We start from the raw sequence: 22351 nt of genomic DNA, 5'->3' as shown, positions 1-22351 counted from the left end.
TGAGGTCTATCAGGAGAGAATCATGGACTTCTATAACGGCTTCAAACGTGAGCTTCTGGGCCAAGTTAAGGCTGACACCCTGCGTTATAAAACCATCGAGCAGTCCCCTGCGGAGACCTCAGAGGACATGCTGATGTTTTACGAGAGCATGTTTAAAAGGCATCACTCCGATTGGGCGTTCAACGAGCACAGCCGGGTCAACCACATGCTGTTCAAAACCGCACTGGACGGTGTGCCATAAGTTGGAAGATCAACTTATTGACTGGTTGGGCGGCGACTCAGAACAGATGCTCGTCCTCGAGAACAACGATGAAATCATCCTGAAACGTCACGGCGACGCCGTGTTGATCTGCGTTCAACTGACGTCCTATCGGCCGGATCACGCACCGTTGCACTGTTGGCTGCGACTGGGTGCGGTCAGCCTGAATCACTTTCAAGGCTCGCTTGCCCAAGCGCCTGACAGTGGCGCGCTCTGGTTGGTCCAATGCCTGCGCACCGACCCGCACGAGACATCGTTGCTCAACAGCCTCGAAGCCCTGCTCAACCAACGCGACACGTGGCGCTCGACGGTCGCGCGCCTTACCCTGCCGGCTCATCAATCCAAACCTACTTCGTTACGTTCGCTGTCGTATTAACCAGAGAACTCTATGTACAACAAGACCCAGAGCTATAACCGCATGCCTATTGCCTTGCCCGGAACATCGTCAAGGCTTGCCACCTGGCGTTGCCTGCTCACACTCCCCTGGTTGCTGATACCTGCGCAAAGCGTCCTGGCCGCCATTCCCCCGGAATGGAAAAACACCGCATACGCCTATGAGGCCGAACACAAACCACTACGGGAAGTCCTCGAAGACTTCGCCCAGACCTTCGGCACGCAATTGCACATCGAGGGCCTGCTGGAGGGGGACGTCAACGGCAAGATCCGCGCGAACACCCCACAGTCACTACTGGACAGACTAGGTGTCGAACACCGTTTCCAGTGGTACCTCTACAACAACACGCTTTACATCAGCACGCTGGATCAGCAGGAGTCAGCACGCCTGGAGGTCTCATCAGAGACGATTTCCGACCTCAAGCAGGCGTTGACCGATATCGGACTGCTCGATAGCCGTTTCGGTTGGGGAGAGTTGCCCGAAGACGGGGTCGTACTGGTCTCCGGCCCCAAGCGCTATATCGAACAGATCAAGCAGTTCAGCAGCCAGCGCCGCTCACCGGATGAAAAACAGAGCGTGTTGAGTTACCCGTTGAAGTTTGCCAATGCAACGGACCGCCAGGTGGATTACCGCGGAGAAAAACTCAACATTCCCGGTGTCGCCAGCATTTTACGCGGGCTGCTGGAACCACGCTCTGCCTCTACGCTCGCGGGGCTGACCCCACGCCCATCATCCCAACCCGCGCCTCTCACGCCCAATGTGCCGCGACTGGGCAACCCGCTGCTGGGCCAAATGCTCGGTACACAGGGCAACACCGGGCCAGTGGACGCAGCACCCGCATTGACGCCGCGAGCACCGGTACCCGCCAGCCGGATCCGCGTCGAAGCCGATGTGCGCAATAACGCCGTGCTCATCTATGACCTGCCGGAACGCCACGCGATGTACCGCGAACTGATCACCCAACTCGACGTTGCGCGAAAGTTGATCGAAATCGACGCGATCATTCTCGATATAGAGCGTACGCAATTGCGCGAATTCGGGGTGAACTGGGGTTTCCAGAACAGCCGCTTCCGGGGCGGCGTCAACATGGCACCCGGCACATCGTCGCAGTTGTCGATTGAAAACCGCGATCGTTTCTACGCCGATATCCGCGCGCTGGAAGAGAAGGGACTGGCAACCATGGTGTCGAACCCATCGGTGCTCACCCTGGAAAACCAACCGGCGGTGATCGATTTCAACCGCACCCAATACCTCACTCCCGGCAGCGAAAACGCAACCATTTTACCCGTCACCGTGGGCACCAGTTTTCAAGTCGTGCCCAGGGTCACCACCAGCCGCGGCGATCACCAGATCCATTTGGCAGTGGACATTGAAGATGGCAATTTCGACGCGACCAACCCTGACCCCAACCACCTTGATGTACGCCGGGGCAAGGTCAGTACACAAGCCGTGATGGCGGAAAAGCGCTCGCTGGTGGTCGGCGGTTTCCATGTCACCGAAAGCACAGACAAACAAAGAAAGATTCCCCTGCTGGGAGATATTCCGCTGCTGGGCAAGGCGCTGTTTTCCTCGACGGAGCGCCAGAACAATCGACGTGAACGCCTGTTTATCCTCACACCCCGCGTTATCGGGGACCAGGACGACCCGTCTCGCTATTTGCCGCAGGCCGACCAGGCCGAGTTGCAAGCCGCCCTCACACCGCTGGCCAGGCGGATTTCACCGCACGAACCGGTGATCAAACGCAGTGACATTATCAGCACCCTGGCACGTATGGTCAGCGGGGAAGTGCCCAAAGCGTTCAACTCGGCGCCGATGCCTCTGGGACTGAACAGCGTGTGCAGCGCCCGTGACTTGCTGGCGCTCAATACCGACCGCAGCCAGTGGTACGCAGGCCCGCATTACAACGTGGCGGTCGTGGTGTTGCGCAACCAGTTCAAGCGCAACGTACGTATCGACGAAAAAGAGTGCAGCAACTCGCAGACCCTGGCGGTCACCGTGTGGCCGCGCGCCTGGCTCAAGCCAGGCGAAGAAGCCGAGGTGTTTATCGCCATGCGTCCGGTGGTGAAGGACGAACACCTCAGTGTGCCCCGCCCCTCCTTGATCACTCCAGCCCGGAAGGCCACGCCATGAAACACAGCTTGTTGTACGTCACCCTGATTTTCGCAGTCCTGCACCTCGCCGGTTGTACACCCACCTGCAAAGGTGATTCATGCTCACGCCCACAATCGACCCAGGACAAGATGGTGATCTGGTGGCCGCCGCAGATGCGCGTCGAACCTGGGCCCGCCGGCGAGCGGGCGGATTACCAGACAGTGTCGCTGGAACGGTGAAGCTTCCAGGTATGCCCGACGATCGACGCCAGGCATTCCTGGACGACCTGGTGAGCGGCACTGCCGCTCACCTGTCCCTCGCGCCCGGTATCAAGGTAGGCGCACTGAACGCTGGAAATTGCCCGGGACTTGCCCTGCACGTCGCTCGCGAAGCGTTGCAGGCCGGGCAATTGCAGCGCGTGCTGGAGCGACGCTTTGAGCAAGCGTTGGCGTTCGATGGCTGCTTTATTTACCTCGACGCCCAGAACGCGCTGGTGATCTGGCATGCACTGCCGGCAGCCGCCAGCACGCTCGACAGGATCCTCAGCCGAATGCTGTCGCTGGCCACGCTGCAAGCCTTGGACAGGTGATCAACGCCGCTCAAGCTCGGGCAGTTCCAGGGTTTCGCGCTTGGCCTCATCGTCGAGCTCGCGCAAGGTCCGGTAAATCAGCGCCACGGCCTGCAAGGTTTCACGAGGGATGCTGGCGCCCAGCTTTTTCGTGTAAAGCGTGCGCGCCAGCCATACACACTGGATCACCGGTACGTCGGCCGCCTTGGCACGGCGGATCAATGTGCGGGCTTCATCGTCCGTGCCTTTGCTCACTAACATCGGCAGCGGTGTCTTACCCGGTCGGTAATACAGCGCGACAGCAAAGTGCGTTGGATTGACCACCAACATGTCGGACTCCTCCAGCTTGGGCAGCTTGACCTTCGGTTCCTCCTGGGCCAACTGGTACGCCAACGAACGGCGCTGCCCCTTCACATGAGGGTCACCCTCCATGTCCTTGTACTCTTTGACGACCTCCACTTGAGTCATGCGCATGCGCTTGGCAAAAAAGTGCCTGGACAGGATCAAGTCGACAAGCGCAAGCACTAGCAGCACGCCAAGGCACACATGCAACAGATGACGGAACAGCGCGATCAACGCCACGATGTAGCTTTGCAGGTCACTGGTGGCCAGGTTGATCAGCGTGCTGATCGAAGGCCAAATCACCACATACAGAATCAAACCGATAAGGAATGCTTTCGCCACGCTCATCAACAGGTTCATCAACTGCTGCGCAGAAAACATCTGCTTGACCTGGCTCACGGGGTTGAGACGATTGAAATCCATCTTCAGGGCTTCCGGCGCAAACAGCAGCCCGAACTGCATCCAACTGCTGATCAGCTTGGTAGTAATCGCAACCCCGACCATCAACAGGGCGAAGGAGAAGAACACCCCCAGCCCGTCGAACAGCACCTCTTCCAGTGCGCGCGTGAAAGGCTGATTCAGACGTGACATCGGCAACAGCATCAATTGCTGAAAGCGTTGCAGACTGGTTTCGGCGGTGAACAAGGCGATTTCACTGATCGCCGTCAACGCCAGCAGTTTTGCGACATCCTGGCTCTGGGCGACCTGGCCTTTCTTGCGTTGGTCCCGCAGTTTCTTGGCGGACGCCGGGTGCTTTTTTTCGCCGGAATCACTCATGGCACCGCGACCTTAAACAAAACGCCCAATGAATGTTTAAGATCGCCCAGCAGGCTCATGCGCCCAACGATCAGATCCTCCAACAGCGCAAAGTACAACAGCAGAATGCCAATGCCCGCCAGGCTCTTGACCGGTGGCGCCAGGGTACTCACTTGTAACTGCTGGCTGTAGACCCCCAACAGTGCGATGCCGAACTCCAGCAACAGCAACACCGCAATAAAGGGCGCGGCATAGAGCAGCATGTGGGTGAAGGTATCGCCAAGCAGGTCGACGAACACACCGCTGCCATTCGCCGCAGGGAGCGGAAACCACAGGGTGGGCGGCCAGATCAGGTAACTGTCCCAGATCACTTGGGTCAACGTGCCCAACCCGAGACTGGTTATCAGCAGGAAAATCGCCAATTGCTTGAACAAGTGCCCGATTGGTGTCGCATCCGGCCCCAGTGAAGGGTTGAGTTGCCCGCCCGCCAAGGCACCGCGCTGGTTGTCCAACAGTGCCCCCACTGACTCGAACATCCAGAACGGCATTGCCAGAAGCACCCCCAGCAAGATACCCAGTGCCACCTCCTTGAGTACCAACGCAGCCAGCATTAGCGCGGAGTAATCCAAGCCCGCCAATGCGGCATGAATACCCGGCGCGGGCATCAACGCCATGACCATCACCAGCGTGTGCCGCGGCATACCGCGTATGTGTTGAAAGCAGAACGCCGCCACCAGGATGCCGCAGGGGTAGATGCGTGCCATGCCGATCACCAGGCTGGGTAGGTATTCGAGATAGACCAACATGAGCAGGACCTCAGTTCAGGGCCGAGCGGCCGATCATTTCAAAGGTCAGGTTGATCAATTGGATCAACTCCACACCAATCCAACGGCCCGTCATGATCAGCGTGACGCCCACCGCCACCAACTTGATACCAAAGGGCAGTGTCTGGTCCTGTATCTGCATCAACGCCTGCACCAGGGACGTCAGCACCCCCACCACTACTGCCACGATCAACGGCGGCGCCGTCAGCAGCACCACCAGCAGCATGCCCTGCTTGAACAGCACGATAGGTTCCATAGGGCACTCAGAGATAGGAGAGGAAAAGACTGTCGAGCAACCGCGACCAACCAGACACCATCACGAACAACAACAGCTTGAGCGGCAGGGAAATGGTCATCGGCGAAACCATTTGCATGCCCAGCGCCAACAACAAGTTGGAGACAATCAAGTCGATGACGATGAAGGGAATGTAAATCAGAAAGCCGATCTCAAACCCCGCCTGCAACTGCGATAAAACGAACGCCGGAATCAGCAGGATGAGGTCTTCGCGCTGTACCTCCTGAGCCATCTGCGCAGGCCATAAGCGCTTGGAATTCTCCAACAGGTGTGTCAGTACATCCGGGTCAATGTTGCGGAGCATGAAGGCACGTAGGGGTTTGATGGCCTCATTTCCCGTCTGCAGAAGCGTTTGCACGCTGCTCAAGTCAAGGGGTGAAACCTTGATACTCTCCGCGATTTCATATCCTACCGGCGCCATGATAAACAGCGTGGCAGCCAACGCGATGCCATTGATGGCCATGCTGGGCGGCACCTGCTGCACGCCTATGGCGTTACGGGTGATCATCAACACAATCACAATTTTCAAGAACGCTGTGCAGACGATCAACAGCATGGGCATCAATGACAATGCCGCAAGAAACACCGCGAGAACTAAGGGGTCCAGCCCTTGAAGTATCATCCGCCGAACATCACACGGGACAGCTGCAAGCCCAGGCGCCCGTCGATCTCTACCAACTGCCCCAGGCCGATCGGCCGGTCACCGTAATAGAGGCCAGCCATACCGGGAGCGTAACCGGAGACGCCCAATACGGCGCCGGGCGCGAGGCTGCGCAACTCGCCCAGAGTGAGGTTCAGCGTTCCGCAGCGTATGTTCAGTGCCATGCTCAACTCATCAAAGGGCTCATTGCCGAATACGTCCAATACCGGCTCATCTTCGTCATACCCCGAGTAGTGGGGAGGGGTAAATTCTTCATCCACGGATGTGCCCTCAATTGAAGTCAGTGTCAGACGCAACACGCCTGTGTCATCGTCAATGCGCCCATGCAGCCGCTGCCTGCCAACCTGTACATGGCCAGCGCCCTGGGCCTGGAAAAAACTTTGTTCCAATATCAGCACATCGCCAACGCGCAGGCTGCGCGCTTGTGCAATCGGCAATTGCAGGCGCCCAAGGATTACGGCAATTGCCAGTTGAAACGACGCTGGCAACGGCGCGGCATTGCTGCGCCACGCTCCGGCGTCACACAACGCGAGGAAGTTCACTGCCGTCAGCCACAGGTAGCCCATCGCCCGAGATGCCCCCAGCGTCACGCTGAGTCGGCAACCAAACCCCTTGGGGCGATCGACCTCCAGCAGTCGCACATAACCCAGCAGCGCTTGTACCTGCGGGCTTAGGTGGTGCTGGAACAACGCCCAGAACCAGGAGTCAGGATCGTTGCCCGCCTTGGCCAACGTCACCGGACATTCGCCCAGCAGACTGAGCAGGGGGCCCGCGTCGGCCAATGCCAGCACTCCGCGTGCCGTTTCGAAGCTCAATGATTGGCCCCCGGTAGGCGCACGACCCGGTTCGAGCGACAGCTCTCCACGCTGCCCCGCGACGTCGAACGGCAGGCGCAAGCCGCGTCCGAGACGACGACGCGCAGCAACCACATCGCCACTGACCCGAGGTAACGGCACCGCTGGAATCATCACCCCGACCCGACAGTGGGAAGCCGCAGGCTGACCGTCTGCCCCAACGTTTGCGTTAATCGACCCTCAACCTGTTGCCTCACGCCATTGAGCCAGCGCGTCGTCTCATCCTCTTGCGCTTCAAGCTCGATGCTCCAGGCGCTCTGTTCACGGCGCACACTGGCGTTGATGCGCCCCAGGCGAGGCAGGTACAGCACCGCCTGAAGCGGCCACTGCAAAGCGGCCTGCATACGAGGTGCCAATTGCTCGGCCAGCGCCTCGATCATCGCAGCACCGCCCAACGCCTTGGTTCCCGACAGCTGAGTCCCGCCACCAGAACCGTCACCGTCATCAGCCCACAACTGGGAAAACAATCGCGTCAGCTCCGTGGGTACAACGCCTGCCATTCCCGGTTCTCGCTCTTCTCGCGCGTCACGCGGTCGGGGACGCTCGGCGGGTTTATCTGAAACCTGGGTCATGTCGGCTCCTGCGCCAGTAAAAGAGATAACTCCTGAAGTTTTTCCACCTGACGCAGGCAGGCGGTGACCTGCTTCTGGGCTCTGCCGACGCTGATCTGTTTTTCTTCTTGCTGGCCCTGCAAGGCTTCCAATTGCCCGATGCCCCGGCGAGTAGTGGCAGACAACGAGCGCTCCTGAGCGCTCCAGGACTTCAGCGCCTGCATGTTCAATACCTGCCCCTGGTGTTGGCTGAGCAACTGGGCGCTTCGCTCGGCTTCCTCGCGTCGGGTCTGCTCAAGCGCATCCTCGGCCTGACGGATATTGGCAAGCAGGGCCTGCTGGGCCCGCTTAGCCTCACGCAAGGCACGCTCGGCCCGATCTGCCCGGTGCCGTCGCAGGCGTCGCAGCGTCTCGACTTCGCCAAGCAGCCCTTCAGAATGGGACATAGGCGGTCAGCTCCTTGAGTTGTTCCAGCGTCACAGCCATCGGCGCAGGCTCACGCAAGTCCTGGCGCAAGAAATTGTCCACAGCCTGGCGACTGTCCACGGCCAGATCGGTCAAGGCATCGCTACCGGGCTGGTACTCCCCCAGCTTGAGCATCAGTTCGATCTGCTGATACGCCGACAACAAGCGTCGCAACGCCGTACCCGCCCGGATGTCCGCAGGCTCGGCGACGTTGCTCAAAATCCGCGACAGACTCGCCAACACATCCACTGCGGGATAGTGACCACGCTCAGCCAACTTACGAGACAGTACGATGTGACCGTCGAGTAGCGAGCGGACTTCATCAGCCACCGGATCGTTCATGGAGTCCTGCTCGATCAGCACGGTGTAGATCGCCGTGATCACACCTTCACGGGTCAACCCGGCGCGCTCCACAAGACGCGGTAGCAGGCTGTATACCGAAGGCGGCAGACCGCCGCGGCCAAGGGGTTCGCCGGCGGCAAGGCCGATTTCGCGCTGGGCCCTGGCGAACCGAGTCAGGGAGTCAATCAGCAGCAACACGCGCAGCCCCTTGCGCCGATAACCTTCAGCCAGCGCCGTCGCCGTGAAGGCCGCTCGGGCTCGCTCCATGCTGGATCGGTCGGATGTGGCGCACACCAGTACGGCCTTGGAACGCAGTTGCTCATCGAGTTCATGATCAAGGAACTCGCGCAATTCCCTGCCCCGCTCGCCGATCAGGCCGAACACGATGACATCGCACTCCACGTTACGGGCGATCTCGGCCAACAGGGTGGTCTTGCCGCAACCTGCTCCGGCGAACAGGCCCACGCGCTGACCTTCACCCAGCGTCAGCAGGCCGTCGATCGACCGCACGCCGGTGGCCAGCGCACGGTTGATGCGCGGGCGCTCAGTGGGCAGCGGTGCCTCGCACAACACCGCACTGGTGTCCGACAAATCAGCCTCGACAAACGCACCGGGGCCTTCTCCCGTGATCGGCCGCCCAAAACCATCCAGCACTTGACCCAATAATGCCTCGCTGACCTGCACCCGATGCGAGACGCCAAGGCGCTCGACGCCCGCGCCCACCTGCACACCTTCCAGGTTGCCCAAGGCGCTTAGCACCGCGTCCTGCTGATCAAAACCGATGATCTCGGCCAGCATGTAGTCGCCCGGCTTTTTCTCGACCCGGCACAAGTCACCGATACGCGCTTGGGGCAGCCGACACTGCAGTAACATGCCATTGACGCGCTGGATGCGCCCCCGCATCGTCACCGGCGCGAAGGTGGCCAGCGACTGGACTTGACGCTGCTGCCAGGCCTCCAGGCGTGCTTGCAATTGCTCACTCACCAGCGCACCTCATAGCGCTGTACGCCATCGAATATCACCTTGCTGTTATCAATCAGCACCAGGCGCAGGCCATCCACTTCATCCCCGATAAACAGTCGGCTGCCCTCCTCCAGGACCACGTGGCCATTGGGCCCGCCCACGATCTGCACGATCTTGAATGGCAACACTCCATCGCGCGCGCGCACGCGGCTGATTACCGGTACCGCGCTGTCGAACTGCTCGCCAAAACGGCTGAGCATGCGCGCGACCAATTCAACCTCATCCTGCGAGACATCCCCACTGAGCGCGATCTGCCCATTGATCACCTGCAAACTGACGCGCTGGCTCAATTCACGTTCGCCGAGCATCTTCAACAGCTGCTGGCGGACCTCGAACGGCGAGGCCAACTCGTGCTTTTTCACCACAGGCAGCATCAGGGATGCCTGGGCTTCAGGCTTCCCGGTGGACGCCATGCCCACCACAATGAAGATCACCGTCACCACCAGCACCAGCGTGATCAGACGCTTCTGCTGAGCGTGCGAGATCGCCGATAGCTTGAGCACCGGCACGGGCACGGGCACCGGCACCGGCACCGGCTCACTGGCCCGTGCCGACACGGCCGGTGCGGGGGCTGGAGACTGGGGCCAAGGTTCATCGGCCAAGGTGACGCACAGCCGCACGTTCGCCACCGAAAACGTGACGTTCAGCGCCAGGTGCGCAATCTGTGCCAGCACCTGACCATCAGCATCCTGCAATAACCCGGCCTCAGCCTGCACCGACCAGTTCGAGTCCATGAGCCGCAGCCTGGCATGCTGTTCAGCGATGCCAGGATCGTTCAGCACCAAGTCAGCATCGGCGTGGGCACCGATGCTCCACTGCTCCCCGAACAAGGGCAGCGCAGCCCCCTGATGTCGCCCATCAAGCACTCGCAATTCGAACATCAGCGAGCCCTCCGGGATGGACATAGCCAAGTCTTCATGCCGCCGTACCGCGCATCAATTCGTCCTGGCCCAAGTCGAAGCGCCCCAGCACCTTGACCTTTGAGGCGCTACCCAGCTCAGCGAAAGACAGCACCGGCACGTGGTTGAATTCTTCCAGCAACAGCGCGCGCAGCGGGCTGCGCAAGTCCTGTGCGACCAGCATCACGCTCTTGAGTTTGGGCCGTACGGGAAAGGCTTGATTGAGCAGGCTGACCAACGCTGCGCTGTGTTCGTCATCAAGGGCGAAGAACACCCCGGTCTGGGTCTGGCGCAGCGCCTCACGCAGGATGTTTTCAGTCTGCGGCGACAGCAGCCAGGCATGCAGGCCGTCGGCTTCGCTGCACTGGTGGTAAATCTGCGCCTTGAGCGCAATGCGCGCGTAGTCGGCCAGCGCGTCTGGCTCACGTTCATGCTGGCCGTACTCGATCAGCGACTCGACGATCAGCCGTACGGCGCGCAACGGCACCCCCTCGCTGGCCAGGCGTTGCAGTACCGCCGAAAACCGCGACAGCGGCATGATCCGCTGCAGCTCCTGGACCAGTTCCGGTTGGTTGTGCTCCAGCCAACTGAGGATCGACTTGCTCTCCTGGATCCCCAGGAACTGCGGCCCGCTGAGCATCATTGCCTGCTTCATCCGCTCGACGATCAGGCTCGCTGAGGTGAAGCGCTCCAACTGCGGATCATCCAGCAGCGGATCATCCGGCGCCAACCAGAGCCAATCCTGTTCATCGCGCTCTGCCAGCCCCGGAATGGCGTGCGCAGGCTCGACCGTCAGCGCTTTACGCTCAACCGCCACATGGCTGACAACTGATGCCTTGACCATCGGTACTTCGTGGACACAGAAGCGCATTTCGTCGTCGGCGAGCGAATCATCGAGTTCCACTTCGAAAGGAGGCAGCGTCAGGCCGATATTGGCGACCATTGCATTTCGGGCCTGGCGAATCGAGTGAACAAGATCAGCCACCTCAGGCGTGCCCCGTAACACCGGGGAGAATTGCAACAGGTAGGGTCTCGACGGATCAAACCCACGCAAGTCCTCACGGCCGTTCTCTTCGGGGCGCACCGCTTCAGCGGTTTCAGCTTCGGGTTGCTCCAGCCGTTGACGCTGGCGCATCAGGTAGTACCCCAGGCTGCCGGTTACCAGTGCGATCAGGATAAACACCAACGTGGGCATGCCGGGCACCGCCGCAAAGGCGAGCATTCCCACCGAGGCGATCATCCAACTCTTGGGTTCGCTGGTCATTTGCCGGGCAATTTCGGCGCCCATGTTGCTGGCGCCCTTGCGTCCGTCCGGCGCCACACGGGTGATGATCATGCCGGCGGTGAGGGAGATCAGCAGCGCCGGGATCTGTGCGATCAGGCCGTCGCCGATGGTCAATACCGAGTACAACGTAATGGACTCGGAAGCGCTCAAGCCGTGCTGAAACATGCCGGTGGAAAAACCACCTAGCAAGTTCACCACAACAATGATCAAGCCCGCGACCGCATCACCTTTGACGAACTTCATCGCGCCATCCATGGCGCCGAACAACTGGCTCTCACGGGACAACTGCTCCCGTTTGTCCCGCGCTTGCATGCCGTCAATCAAGCCGGCCCGCAAGTCGCTGTCGATGGACATCTGCTTGCCGGGCATCGCGTCCAGGCTGAAACGCGCCGCCACTTCGGCCACCCGCTCCGAACCCTTGGTGATCACCAGAAAGTTGACCAGGGTCAGGATCAGGAAGATCACCATCCCCACGGCGAGGTTACCGCCAACCACAAAATTACCAAAGGCCTCGACGATATGACCGGCGTCCTGCTCCAGCAAAATCAAGCGCGTCGTGGCAATCGACAGAGACAGGCGGAACATGGTGGTCAGCAGAAGAATTGACGGAAACGATGAAAACGCCAGGGGGCCCGGAAGGTATAGCGCCAGCACGATCAACAGGCATGAGATGCAGATGTTGAGCGCGATCAGGATGTCCACCAGCCAGGTGGGCAGCGGCACGATAAAGATGAAGACGATGGCCATCACCACCACGGCGCCCAGTACTTCTGCGCGTTGCGCGACCTTAAGCAAAAAGCCGTTGATGGCCGAAAGTGCAGTCACGCCATGATCCCCAGCTCACCCGGAGAACGCGCAGGGCCACGCGTCATCCGATCCAGCTCCCCCATCACCGTCAGGAAACCACGCAGGGTTTCTTCGCGTACTCGACCGTCGAGCCATATCGCCAGAGGCAGTTGCTGGACCAGGGGATAAAGCGCATTGAGGGCCAGCAATTGCTGAACGTTCGAACTACCTGACAAGTCGCTTCCAAGCCGCAAGATTTCAGCAGCAGCGATACCTGCGCCTGCGTAACCCAGCAGGCGTTGCAACAGGCTCACTGCATCATGATCGATACCCAGGCGTTGGAGCAGGGCATTGCAACCGGACAACACGCCGCTCAACTGTCCGCAGCTTTGCAGGCCTTGCAAGAGGGAACGCAACAGCGGCGTAGGGAGTGAGGACACCTTGGCCGCGATGTCATCCACCAGAGCCTTGCGCATCATATTGAGCCCGTCGGCAAGCCGTTCGCCGCCATACACCCCCAACAGCGCCTGCATCATCGTCGCCAACGATTGGCGTGTGACCACACTGGCGTAGTAGAGCGCACGCAACGCCTGGCGCTCCTGTGGATCGGCACTGCCCGCCTGCAGCGCCAAGGCAATGTTCAGGCCTGCCTGGATCTGCCCTTTGAAGCGGACCTCCAACTTGGCGATGGCATCACGGGCCAACGCTGCTTCCGATGGGCGCACTTCAGCGTCTGCCTGGGTTGACACATATTTGAGTACCACGAATGCACGCGCGGGGTCCCCGCCAGCCAGCTCCAGCAATTTGTCGACATGGGGATGCTGCAGCAATTGCAAGCGGATGCGGCGCGAAAGGCTCGCAAGGGTCGCCTGGGCAGGGTGCCCCAACTGATCATAAATCTGCGCAAGCTGTTCGGCCGGAGGCACGCGCACGCTCATCTTCCGCTGACTCAAGGGCTGGCTGTTGTTCTGTACTTCCAGGCTGAACAGGTGAGCGAGCTCATCCAAGCCAGGAACTGGCGCCGACGTGGATGTCTGGCTGACAGCAGGTTTATCCAACTGCTGGACCGTTTGCACATCCGGGGAAGATTCGACTTTCATGGACAGACCTGAACAGGAAGAGTGTTTCCCTGTGTGGCAAGGCCAGCTCAAACGGTTCCATCAAGTCGAATGTCACGAGAAATTTGAAAAGACTTGCACGCACCTCAACGGCTCTATGCAAGGTCCTGCGCAAAATCACACCATTTCAAGATATTTATCTTTATAAATCAGCTGTTTACATAAAAAACCGTCTTGGCATAGCCAGTGCAAAAGGGGTTCCCGTCGACACCTTTTCGACTGCGTCTACACCAAGGAAACAATCATGAATATCCCTATTGAAGCTTTAGCGCACCTCGTGGGCAGCTCGCCTCAATTCATGCTTCACCTGACAGACGACCAGCAAAAAAAACTTCGGCGCTTCATTCACAAGCGCGTACTCAACCCGGAAGATGCAGATGATCTTCTGCAGTTGACGTATCTGGAAGCCTGGCGCAACCGAGAGCGTTTCAGCGGCAATGCCACGCTCAGCACGTGGATGTGTGGTATCGCGCAAAACCTGATCCGCAATCACTTCAGGCGCTTGTACGCCAAGCCCGTGCATTGCGAGTTTGATGAGTCGCTCTGGCATGGCCAGGAAGACAACCACAATCTGGATTGGGAGTTCGAGGTAAACCGTCGCCTGGAAAAAACCCTGAGCGCTATCGACCATTTGCCAATGGAAATGCGCAAGACGCTGTACGCCTCACTGGAAACCGACGGCAGCTATCAGGACACAGCCGACGCGCTGGACATTCCTATCGGCACCGTGCGTTCACGCCTGTCACGAGCACGCGAACAGCTTAAGCGGGCCACGCACAACCCGAAACATCCCTAGCGTCATTGCACGCGTTGAGCGGCAGGGATATCTGCTCAACGCGATCAAGTTTTGCGGGGCATTCGGCAGGGCGAAGAGTGATCCACTCGTCGCCAGATCCGCTGATTTCGCTTAAACAGTTGAAAGCGTAGATAAAAATTCAAAATAAATACTTGACGCATTCCCGTTCTACGCGAATAATGCGCGCCACTTGGCTACATAGCTCAGTTGGTTAGAGCATAGCATTCATAATGCTGGGGTCCGGGGTTCAAGTCCCTGTGTAGCCACCAAGTACCGATCCATAGATGTCTACAGCAGTCTATGAATCACCTCAAGAAGCCCGCCTCGTGCGGGCTTTCTTGTTTTCTACCGTTTCAAAAGACCCTAGCGCTGACAGCGCTGCCTCCTGAATGCCCTCCCCCAAACATCAACCCACATACGCTCATGACCCGGCTGCAATGGGGTTAACCGCGAGCGCTGAAACACCGTTTCCCCTTCAGTTGTGCGGGGTTTCCCATGCCCCCCTCCGAAATACCTGACACCCAAGAACATTTACTTCCGAGCATGATCCGCATCGCAGGAATACAGCCGCGCCGCCTGAACGACCCAGCCTGCTGGTAAAGATGCGGGACACAGGAACGGCAATCACGCTGGCCGAGTATCTGCCGTTGCGACGGGATTCGTTCGGGGCACTGTTCTTCTTTGATCTCATCGATGCGGTCGAAACGCTCGCCCCCCCCCCTACGAGCACTCAGACACCATCGAAGGGTGGAGTACACTCCGTGAGGCCAGCCGATATGCTGATGTCAAAGCAGCGCTGACCCATCCCGGGACGAGCAGCAACAACTTCAACTCGCTGAACGGCCTTGCATCCTCACGCGCAGGTCTCCCAGGTCAATCGTCAGATCAGGGCTCGGCAGACTACCCAGTGTGTCGTTCAGGTTCATCCGCAATGGCTTATCGGGGTCAAGCCCATATTCAAGGTTCAATGCCCTTGACCAACACGTCGCTGAGGTTCCACTGCGGGCGAAGGTCGTTTGCGTCACTCAAGGGCACACTGTGCAATTGCTGGCGTGCGTCTCTGTCTTCGAAACTCGAAGGTGTCTTCAACAGTTGCCCTTCATGGCTCAGGCCTAGGCGGCTAAAGGCTCGATTATCCGCATCGCCCCCCCAGGAAAGTGAGAGAGGTTCGACGCGAAACAGTCGCTGGCCAGTCAGGCGAAACTGCTGGCCATCAGGCTTTTTCACAACGGCGACTGCATTCGCAGGAAAAAACCGCTCATCTGTATTTTGACGCTCGCCCGCCCCACTGTTAGTGTCCGGCTCCACCCTTGCACGCATGCCGTGCTCTACCTGGAAGGCACGATTTATCTGTAAGAAGCAGTACCCCAAGGACAACAGATCATTCTCAAAATGAACGGAGTTCAGCGCTTGTTTTCGATTTCCCGCCGCCAACTGTCAGTGATTGCCGCAGCCCTTGCACTGGCTGCATGCAATACCTCTGTCAACGAACAGCCACCGGCGCCAGAGCTGGGCTCAGGCTATCGCACCGACCTCACCACCCAACAGGCTGAGCGTCATATGGCGGCCGCCGCCAACCCGCTCGCGGCCGAGGCCGGGCGAGAGATGCTGCGCAAAGGCGGTTCGGCTATCGATGCGGCGATTGCGATGCAGGCGGTGTTGACCCTGGTGGAGCCGCAGTCATCCGGCATCGGCGGTGGCGCGTTCATCATGCTGTGGGACGCAAACACCGTGCACGCCTATGACGGCCGCGAAACAGCGCCAGCCGGGGCGACGGAGCGGTTATTCCTGAAGACCGATGGTAAGCCGATGGCGTTTCCAGACGCGCAGATTGGCGGACGGTCGGTAGGCACGCCTGGGGTATTGCGTGCTCTTGAGATGGCACACAAGAAGACCGGTCACCTGCAATGGGCCGAGCTGTTCGAGCCGGCGATCCGGTTGGCGGAACAGGGCTTCGCCATTTCTCCACGCCTGCACAGCCTGATCGCAGCCGACCGCTACATCGCGCAATCGCCGGACATGGCAGCGTACTTCCTGAACGCCGATGGCTCACCAAAAGCCACCGGTACGCTGTTGAAAAACCCCGCACTGGCCAACGTATTCAAACGCATCGCCAAGGAAGGGCCGGATGCACTGTACCAAGGGCCGATTGCCGATGAGATCGCACGCAAGGTGCAGGGCCATCGCAACGCAGGCAGCCTGTCCCTGGCGGACCTCAAGGGCTACGCCGCCAAAGAGCGCAAGCCGCTGTGCACCGATTACAAACAGTGGAAAGTCTGCGGTATGCCACCGCCGTCATCGGGCGGAGTCGCCATCGCACAAATCCTCGGCACCTTGCAGGCGCTGGAAGCACGCGATCCCGCCCTGGCCATCGCAGCCATGCAACCGGTGAAAAGCTCGTCGCCTGCTGGCCTTGAGCCCACGCCCGAAGCCGTGCACCTGCTGGCCGAAGCCGGGCGCCTGGCGTTTGCCGATCGCGCGCTCTATGTCGCCGACGAGGACTTCGTTCCAGTGCCCGTGGCGGGTCTGGTCGCACCGAACTACCTGGCCAAGCGTGCGGCCTTGATCGGCGAACGCAGCATGGGCATCGCCAAGCCGGGTGTACCTGCAGGTATCCAGGTGGCCTACGCGCCGGATCGCTCGCCGCTGCGCATTTCCACATCACAAGTGGTGGCGGTGGATGACCAGGGCGGCGCTGTGTCGATGACCACCACGGTGGAAGCGGCATTCGGCTCACATGTGATGGTGCAGGGCTTCTTGCTCAACAACCAGATGACCGACTTCTCGTTTATTCCCGAGGAAAACGGCCAGCCAGTCGCCAACCGCGTCGAGCCCGGCAAACGCCCGCGTTCGGCCATGGCGCCGACCCTGGTGTTCGACCGCAAAAGCGGCGAATTACTGGCCACGGTGGGTTCACCCGGTGGCTCGCAAATCATCGAGTACGTGAGCAAGTCCCTGGTGGCCATGCTCGACTGGAAACTCGACCCGCAAGCCGCCATCAGCCTCCCTAACTTTGGCAGCCGCAATGGCGCAACCGAGCTGGAAACCGGTCTGTTCAGCCCCGCGCTGAAACAGGTCCTCAAGGACAAGGGCCATGCGCTGAGCGAGATCGATATGACCAGCGGCATCCAGGCCATCGTCCGCACGCGGGATGCCCAGGGCAAAGTGTCGCTGAGCGGCGGCGCCGACCCTCGGCGCGAAGGCGTAGCGGTTGGCGACTGACTATTCAATCAACGGAGAACGCGCTCGTGCAGCAGGCAGATAATCTCGGCGCCATCCCTGGCGTAGACCACGGTTTTTGTTCGATCAATGATCCGCTGCGCCCGGCAGAGGTGTTCATCTGCAAGCAGGTGCATAGCCCTTCGGTGATCGAGTGGCAAGCCGACCAGGCGCCCAATACCGTTGAAGCGGACGGGGTGTGCACGGGTGAGCATCATCCCATTGCGGTGATTACCGCCGACTGCCTGCCCCTTCTCATTGCCTCGCAGGGCGGCGCAAAGGTCGCTGCGGTGCATGGAGGATGGAAGGGCCTGCAAAGCGGGATCATCGCCAATGCCATCAAGCGCTTTACCGATGAAGGGATTGCGGTCGACCAGTTGCGGGTGGCGATCGGGCCGTCGATCAAACCGTGCTGCTATGAGGTAAGCGAAGGGTTTGTGGCGCAGTTTCAGGCTGACCAAGGGCACGTGTGGTCAACCGGGCAGGCGCCGTGGAGCACCGCTCAACCAGCGCCGTTGCTGCCGCCTGTGATCACACCACCCTACGCCCGGCAAGAGGGAAGTGCGTGGTTTGATTTGAGTGGTTATGGGGTGATGTTGCTGCAAGCCGCCGGCATCCGGCGGGAGCAGATCGAGGTGAGTGAGGTGTGCACTTACTGCACCTCTCCCACCTTTGCCAGCTACCGCCGAAGGACGCATCATCCAGAGGAAGTGAAGACGCTGATTTATTCGTGGATTGCTCGCATCACCGACTGATCTTCAACCCCTTGCGCCCCGCGTGCCGCTCCAACGCCAGCTCGATCAGCCGGCTCACCAGTTCGCTGTAGCTCATCCCCGCCGCCTGCCACAGCTTGGGATACATGCTGATGCGGGTGAAGCCGGGCAGTGAGTTGATTTCGTTGATCAGCACTTCACCGTCGTCGGTGAGGAACACGTCGACCCGTGCCAGACCGGAACAACCCAGCACCTCGAACGCCTCGATGGCCAGCCCGCGAATACGCTCGCTGGCTTCCTGGCTGATGTCGGCCGGCACCACCACCTGGGCGGCCTGGTCGTCGATGTATTTGCTGTCGTAGGAGTAGAAACCGCTGCTCACTACGATTTCGCCACAACCACTGGCGATGGGGTTTTCGTTGCCGAGCACGGCACACTCGATTTCACGGCCTTTTACGGCGGATTCAACCAACACCTTTTCATCAAAACCCAGGGCCAATTCGACAGCCGCGTGGTATTCGACTTTGTCGCCGACTTTACTCACGCCCACGGAGGAACCTTGGTTGGCAGGTTTGACGAACATCGGCAGGCCGAGTTTGTTCACCGCAGCCTCAAACGAAGTACGCGCCGCGTTGCTGCGGGTCAGGGTGATGAACGGGGTAACGGCGATACCAGCATCGCGCAGCAGGCGTTTGCTGATGTCCTTGTCCATGCACACCGCCGAGCCGAGTACGTCGGAACCGACAAAAGGCAGGTCCGCCATGCGCAACAGACCTTGCAGGCAACCGTCTTCGCCGAGAGTGCCGTGGACGATGGGGAAAATCACATCGACATGTTCCAGCAAGCCCGTGCCCGAGGTCTCCACCAGCTGCTGGTTGGCCTTGCCGGGCACCACCGCCAGTTCGCGGTTGGACTGGTTGAGTGCGATCAGGGACGGGTTTTCCTGGTTGAGCAGGAAGTTCGATGTGTCGTTGAGGTGCCAGTGGCCAGCCTTGTCGATACCGATCAACACCGGCTCGAAACGGGAGCGGTCCAGCGCGTCAACAATGTTACGCGCCGATTGCAACGAGACTTCGTGCTCGGCCGACCTGCCACCAAAAATAATACCTACCCGCACCTTGCTCATGACCCGGCCTCACTGTTGAAAGTAAGGCTTCTTACCACGGGCGGTCAGCGATTCGCTACCAGATGTGCACCGAACAGCAGGTAGCAGCCCCCGGCAAAGCGGTCGAGCCACTTGCGCGAGCGACTGTAGAGATCGGCCATGCGCTCGCTGGAAAACACCAAGGCCACGCAGGAATACCAGCTGAACGACAAGGTGGCCATGGTGATGACCGCCAGAGTCAGCAGCAGCGGTGAGGGAGACGGCGGCATGGTGGACGCGAAGATGGTGGCCACAAACAGCGCCGCCTTGGGGTTCGACAAGTTACCCAGCAACCCCAGCCGCCAGGCGGAAAACAGCGAGCGCCGAGCCTCGTCCGGCAGCATGCTCTGGCTCATGGCCGGTGCCGAGCGCTTGAACAACTTCAAGCCGAGGTAGATCAAGTAGCAGCCACCCAAGACCTTGAACGCCAGGTAAAGCATCGGCGCGGCGGTAAACAACGACTTGATGCCCAGGCCGCCGGCCAGTCCCCACAGGATGGTCCCCGTCGCCACACCGGCCGATGCCACCACGCCATGGCGACGCGAACAACTGGCGGCCAATTGCGCCGTATTGAAAAAGTTGGGGCCGGGCGTCACCACTGCCACCGTCCACAGCAGGGCCAGCGAAACCAGGGGCGCCAGGTAGGCGGGGTTGAAAAAATCCATGGGAGGCAGCTCCATCAGCGCAAGGCACGAACAGCGATCATAGGCCTCGCCCACGCCCTGCACAATCGTACAAGACCCCGGCAGACAACCCGAGCCAGACTGGGTTAACGTACTTATCTTTCCTTCTTTGTGACGCGCCATCATGGGCAAACCCACCGCCACCCTCGACTGGCTGCAACGCGCCCCGCATGCCAGTGGCCTGGACCGTATCGAGGCGTATTTTGCCGGCTTCGCCTTCGACCCTCATCGCCATGACACCTACGCCATCGGGCGGACGTTGACGGGCGTGCAGAGTTTTCACTATCGCGGCGACATGGTGCACAGCCTGCCCGGCACCACCATGGTGCTTCACCCCGACGAGACCCACGACGGTCACGCCGGCAGCGATGAAGGCTTCAAGTACCGGATGATTTACGTCGAACCATCGCTGATCCAGCAGATCCTCGGCGGCAAACCGTTGCCGTTTATCCCCAACGGTTTATCCACCGACCCACGGCTGTTTCGCGCCAGCGAAGTACTGCTGCAGAATCTGGATAACCCCATCGACCCGTTGCAGGAACAGGACGCCCTGTTTGACCTGGCCCACGCCTTGAGCAACGTCTCGGGCGGGATCGTCAGCCGCAAGACCTTCGACTATGTAGCCGCAGAGCGCGCGCGGGAATTTATCCACAGCGCCTTGGGCCGCAGCATCACCCTGGATGAAATGGCCGACCATGCCGGCCGTGACCGTTGGGCCTTGTCGCGGGATTTTCGCTTGCTGTTCGGCACCAGCCCCTACCGCTACCTGACCATGCGCCGGCTGGACCTGGTGCGCAGCCTGCTGGCCCAGGGCCAATCGCTGGTCGACGCGGCAATGACCGCAGGGTTTACCGACCAGAGTCACATGACCCGGCAATTTCGCAGCACCTACGGCATGCCGCCGTCGCGCTGGGTAAAAATGTCAGACCGCTTCCAAGGCAGATAACCCCGCCGGTTGCTTGAGACGCAGCGCCAATATCGCGCCAGCCAGGGCAATCGCTGCGCTCCACCACAACGCCCGTTCGATGCCCCCCGCGCTCGCCACCGACACCAGCACCGCCAGCCCCAGGGCCCCGCCGATCTGCTGGCTGGTGGAGGCCATCCCAGCCGCCACGCCCTGCTCGCCCGGACGAATGCCCAGGCCCGCCGCCACCCACATCGCGGTCCAGGTCATGCCCTGGCCGATGCTCAGGATGAAAATCCCCGGCAGCAGCGACCAGAACCCCACGCCGGTCGGCAACGCCCATACCACCAGCGCAATGCCCAGCGCGCCAGCCAGTTGCCCACTGACAAGGGTGTTGCGCAACCCCAGCCGCACCAGCGAGCGCTCCGCCAGCCAGATGCCGAACGTGCACACCAAGGTCGCCGGCAAGAACGCCAACCCCGCCTGCAATACGCTGTAGCCGTAAACTTGCTGGTAATACAGCGCAAGGAAGTAGTACTGCACGCCAAAGCTGCTCATGAACACTGCCGTCAGCACCATGGCCATGCGCAGCTCACGGTAGGCAAACAGGCGCAGCGGCATCAGCGGGTCGCGGCCTCGGTGTTCGATCCAGGCGAACAGCCCGAGCAGTACCAATGCCATGCCCAGGCAGCCGAGGGTGGACGGGGCCGTCCAGCCCCATTCCGGGCCTTGTACCAACGAGAACACCAGCAAGGTACCGCCGACGGTCACGGTCAGCGCGCCACTGATATCAAAGCTACGCCCGCGCGCGGGCGCAGGGTCAGCGGGGATCCAGTACCGCGCCGCCCACGCACAGCCGCCCGCCAGAGGCACGTTCACCAGAAATACCGCTTCCCAACCCCACACCTGGGTCAGCACGCCGCCAAGCAACGCGCCCAACGCCAGCCCCGCCGCCGACGCCGCACTCCACACGGCAAACGCACGGTTGCGCGCCGGCCCTTCGGCGTAGTGAGTGTTGATCAGCGCGAGCGTGGCCGGGAACAGCATCGCACCGCCCACGCCCTGCACCGCCCGCGCCAGTACCAGCAATATCGCGCTGCCACCCAGCACCGCCGCCAGGGAGGCCAGGGCGTAGAGCGACTGCCCCACCCGGTACAAACGGCGCTTGCCGAGCAAATCCGTGGCCCTGCCACCCAGCAGCAGGAACCCGCCAAATGCCACGCTGTAGGCGCTGACCACCCACTGCAATTGCTGGGCAGAAAAATCCAGGTGAGCACCGATCTGCGGCAAGGCGACAAACACGATGGTGGCATCCAGCGCGATGATCAATTGCGCGGTGGCCAGCAACGTCAACATCCAGCCTGAGGGTCGAGAAGGAG

Annotated in this window: 24 protein-coding genes and 1 tRNA gene; 10 read left to right on the top strand and 15 right to left on the bottom strand. The window is 60.4% G+C overall.

Annotation, left to right across the window (positions count from 1 at the left end):
- Positions 1 to 22: 22 nt before the first annotated feature.
- Genes ACP7C6_RS22240 through ACP7C6_RS22220 form a run of 5 tightly spaced genes read left to right on the top strand, consistent with a single transcriptional unit; the run spans position 23 to position 3333 of the window.
- A complete protein-coding gene (locus tag ACP7C6_RS22240) occupies positions 23 to 241 on the top strand; it encodes a hypothetical protein (RefSeq protein ID WP_028618740.1) in 219 nt (72 codons plus the stop codon).
- A 1-nt stretch (position 242) separates the two neighbouring features.
- Positions 243 to 635, top strand: coding sequence for a type III secretion protein (locus ACP7C6_RS22235; protein WP_426109253.1), 393 nt, complete (start codon positions 243 to 245; stop codon positions 633 to 635).
- Positions 636 to 677: 42 nt separating this feature from the next.
- Positions 678 to 2783 (top strand): type III secretion system outer membrane ring subunit SctC, encoded by a 2106-nt coding sequence (sctC, locus tag ACP7C6_RS22230; RefSeq protein ID WP_426109343.1) that lies wholly within the window; start codon positions 678 to 680, stop codon positions 2781 to 2783.
- On the top strand, positions 2780 to 2983 hold the full coding sequence (hrpT, locus tag ACP7C6_RS22225; protein WP_122685993.1) for an HrpT family type III secretion system protein: 204 nt from the start codon (positions 2780 to 2782) through the stop codon (positions 2981 to 2983). Before sctC ends, hrpT begins: the two co-directional genes overlap by 4 nt.
- Before the next feature lie 11 nt (positions 2984 to 2994).
- Positions 2995 to 3333, top strand: a complete 339-nt coding sequence (locus ACP7C6_RS22220) for a transcriptional regulator (RefSeq protein WP_426109252.1) — start codon at positions 2995 to 2997, stop codon at positions 3331 to 3333.
- Here ACP7C6_RS22220 and sctU read toward each other — a convergent pair whose 3' ends face one another.
- The 11 genes from sctU to sctW all read right to left on the bottom strand — a co-directional run bounded on the left by sctU (position 3334) and on the right by sctW (position 13495).
- Positions 3334 to 4431: a type III secretion system export apparatus subunit SctU gene (gene sctU, locus ACP7C6_RS22215; RefSeq protein WP_028618735.1), complete on the bottom strand. Its 1098-nt coding sequence runs from the start codon at positions 4429 to 4431 to the stop codon at positions 3334 to 3336.
- The gene (gene sctT, locus ACP7C6_RS22210) at positions 4428 to 5216 is read right to left on the bottom strand and encodes a type III secretion system export apparatus subunit SctT (RefSeq protein WP_028618734.1); all 789 of its coding nucleotides are present in this window, start codon (positions 5214 to 5216) and stop codon (positions 4428 to 4430) included. The genes sctU and sctT overlap by 4 nt, the downstream gene beginning before the upstream one ends.
- Positions 5217 to 5226: 10 nt before the next feature.
- On the bottom strand, positions 5227 to 5490 hold the full coding sequence (sctS, locus tag ACP7C6_RS22205; protein WP_028618733.1) for a type III secretion system export apparatus subunit SctS: 264 nt from the start codon (positions 5488 to 5490) through the stop codon (positions 5227 to 5229).
- 7 nt (positions 5491 to 5497) lie between these two features.
- Positions 5498 to 6151 carry a type III secretion system export apparatus subunit SctR gene (gene sctR, locus ACP7C6_RS22200; RefSeq protein ID WP_028618732.1) on the bottom strand — a complete coding sequence of 218 codons (654 nt, stop codon included), beginning with the start codon at positions 6149 to 6151 and terminating at the stop codon, positions 5498 to 5500.
- Positions 6148 to 7158, bottom strand: coding sequence for a FliM/FliN family flagellar motor switch protein (locus ACP7C6_RS22195; RefSeq protein ID WP_426109251.1), 1011 nt, complete (start codon positions 7156 to 7158; stop codon positions 6148 to 6150). The genes sctR and ACP7C6_RS22195 overlap by 4 nt, the downstream gene beginning before the upstream one ends.
- Positions 7158 to 7544 (bottom strand): type III secretion system HrpP C-terminal domain-containing protein, encoded by a 387-nt coding sequence (locus tag ACP7C6_RS22190; RefSeq protein WP_426109250.1) that lies wholly within the window; start codon positions 7542 to 7544, stop codon positions 7158 to 7160. Before ACP7C6_RS22190 ends, ACP7C6_RS22195 begins: the two co-directional genes overlap by 1 nt.
- Positions 7545 to 7612: 68 nt before the next feature.
- On the bottom strand, positions 7613 to 8041 hold the full coding sequence (gene sctO / locus ACP7C6_RS22185; RefSeq protein ID WP_305383500.1) for a type III secretion system stalk subunit SctO: 429 nt from the start codon (positions 8039 to 8041) through the stop codon (positions 7613 to 7615).
- Entirely contained in the window at positions 8028 to 9386 is a 1359-nt protein-coding gene (locus ACP7C6_RS22180; RefSeq protein ID WP_028618728.1) for a FliI/YscN family ATPase, read from the bottom strand. The genes sctO and ACP7C6_RS22180 overlap by 14 nt, the downstream gene beginning before the upstream one ends.
- The gene (locus ACP7C6_RS22175) at positions 9383 to 10306 is read right to left on the bottom strand and encodes an FHA domain-containing protein (protein ID WP_426109249.1); all 924 of its coding nucleotides are present in this window, start codon (positions 10304 to 10306) and stop codon (positions 9383 to 9385) included. Before ACP7C6_RS22175 ends, ACP7C6_RS22180 begins: the two co-directional genes overlap by 4 nt.
- Positions 10307 to 10340: 34 nt before the next feature.
- Positions 10341 to 12434 (bottom strand): type III secretion system export apparatus subunit SctV, encoded by a 2094-nt coding sequence (sctV, locus tag ACP7C6_RS22170; protein ID WP_028618726.1) that lies wholly within the window; start codon positions 12432 to 12434, stop codon positions 10341 to 10343.
- A complete protein-coding gene (gene sctW / locus ACP7C6_RS22165; RefSeq protein WP_426109248.1) occupies positions 12431 to 13495 on the bottom strand; it encodes a type III secretion system gatekeeper subunit SctW in 1065 nt (354 codons plus the stop codon). Before sctW ends, sctV begins: the two co-directional genes overlap by 4 nt.
- Before the next feature lie 262 nt (positions 13496 to 13757).
- On the opposite strand from sctW, the gene ACP7C6_RS22160 reads away from it, so the two are divergent.
- Together ACP7C6_RS22160 and ACP7C6_RS22155 are read left to right on the top strand one after the other, a co-directional pair.
- On the top strand, positions 13758 to 14309 hold the full coding sequence (locus tag ACP7C6_RS22160; RefSeq protein ID WP_028618724.1) for an RNA polymerase sigma factor: 552 nt from the start codon (positions 13758 to 13760) through the stop codon (positions 14307 to 14309).
- A gap of 192 nt (positions 14310 to 14501) precedes the next feature.
- Positions 14502 to 14578, top strand: a tRNA-Met gene (locus ACP7C6_RS22155).
- Between the two features lie 688 nt (positions 14579 to 15266).
- Here ACP7C6_RS22155 and ACP7C6_RS22150 read toward each other — a convergent pair.
- The gene (locus ACP7C6_RS22150) at positions 15267 to 15629 is read right to left on the bottom strand and encodes a hypothetical protein (protein ID WP_426109247.1); all 363 of its coding nucleotides are present in this window, start codon (positions 15627 to 15629) and stop codon (positions 15267 to 15269) included.
- Positions 15630 to 15701: 72 nt separating this feature from the next.
- Here ACP7C6_RS22150 and ggt point away from each other — a divergent pair, with 72 nt between their 5' ends.
- Positions 15702 to 17531, top strand: coding sequence for a gamma-glutamyltransferase (ggt, locus tag ACP7C6_RS22145; RefSeq protein WP_426109246.1), 1830 nt, complete (start codon positions 15702 to 15704; stop codon positions 17529 to 17531).
- A gap of 26 nt (positions 17532 to 17557) precedes the next feature.
- The gene (pgeF, locus tag ACP7C6_RS22140) at positions 17558 to 18283 is read left to right on the top strand and encodes a peptidoglycan editing factor PgeF (RefSeq protein ID WP_426109245.1); all 726 of its coding nucleotides are present in this window, start codon (positions 17558 to 17560) and stop codon (positions 18281 to 18283) included.
- Here pgeF and ddlA read toward each other — a convergent pair.
- Entirely contained in the window at positions 18273 to 19367 is a 1095-nt protein-coding gene (gene ddlA, locus ACP7C6_RS22135) for a D-alanine--D-alanine ligase (protein ID WP_068932659.1), read from the bottom strand. The two genes, pgeF and ddlA, sit on opposite strands and share 11 nt — an antisense overlap.
- A 44-nt stretch (positions 19368 to 19411) precedes the next feature.
- Positions 19412 to 20050, bottom strand: coding sequence for a LysE family translocator (locus ACP7C6_RS22130; protein WP_028618707.1), 639 nt, complete (start codon positions 20048 to 20050; stop codon positions 19412 to 19414).
- A 142-nt stretch (positions 20051 to 20192) separates the two neighbouring features.
- On the opposite strand from ACP7C6_RS22130, the gene ACP7C6_RS22125 reads away from it, so the two are divergent.
- Positions 20193 to 21014 (top strand): AraC family transcriptional regulator, encoded by an 822-nt coding sequence (locus ACP7C6_RS22125; RefSeq protein ID WP_426109244.1) that lies wholly within the window; start codon positions 20193 to 20195, stop codon positions 21012 to 21014.
- On the opposite strand, the gene ACP7C6_RS22120 is transcribed toward ACP7C6_RS22125, so the two are convergent.
- Positions 20991 to 22328: an MFS transporter gene (locus ACP7C6_RS22120; RefSeq protein WP_152537939.1), complete on the bottom strand. Its 1338-nt coding sequence runs from the start codon at positions 22326 to 22328 to the stop codon at positions 20991 to 20993. The two genes, ACP7C6_RS22125 and ACP7C6_RS22120, sit on opposite strands and share 24 nt — an antisense overlap.
- Positions 22329 to 22351 lie beyond the last annotated feature (23 nt).

The sequence above is a fragment of the Pseudomonas sp. TWR1-1-4 genome, from assembly GCF_049897165.1.
Taxonomy (GTDB): domain Bacteria; phylum Pseudomonadota; class Gammaproteobacteria; order Pseudomonadales; family Pseudomonadaceae; genus Aquipseudomonas; species Aquipseudomonas canadensis.
This window is presented reverse-complemented; position numbering and strand designations above follow the sequence as displayed.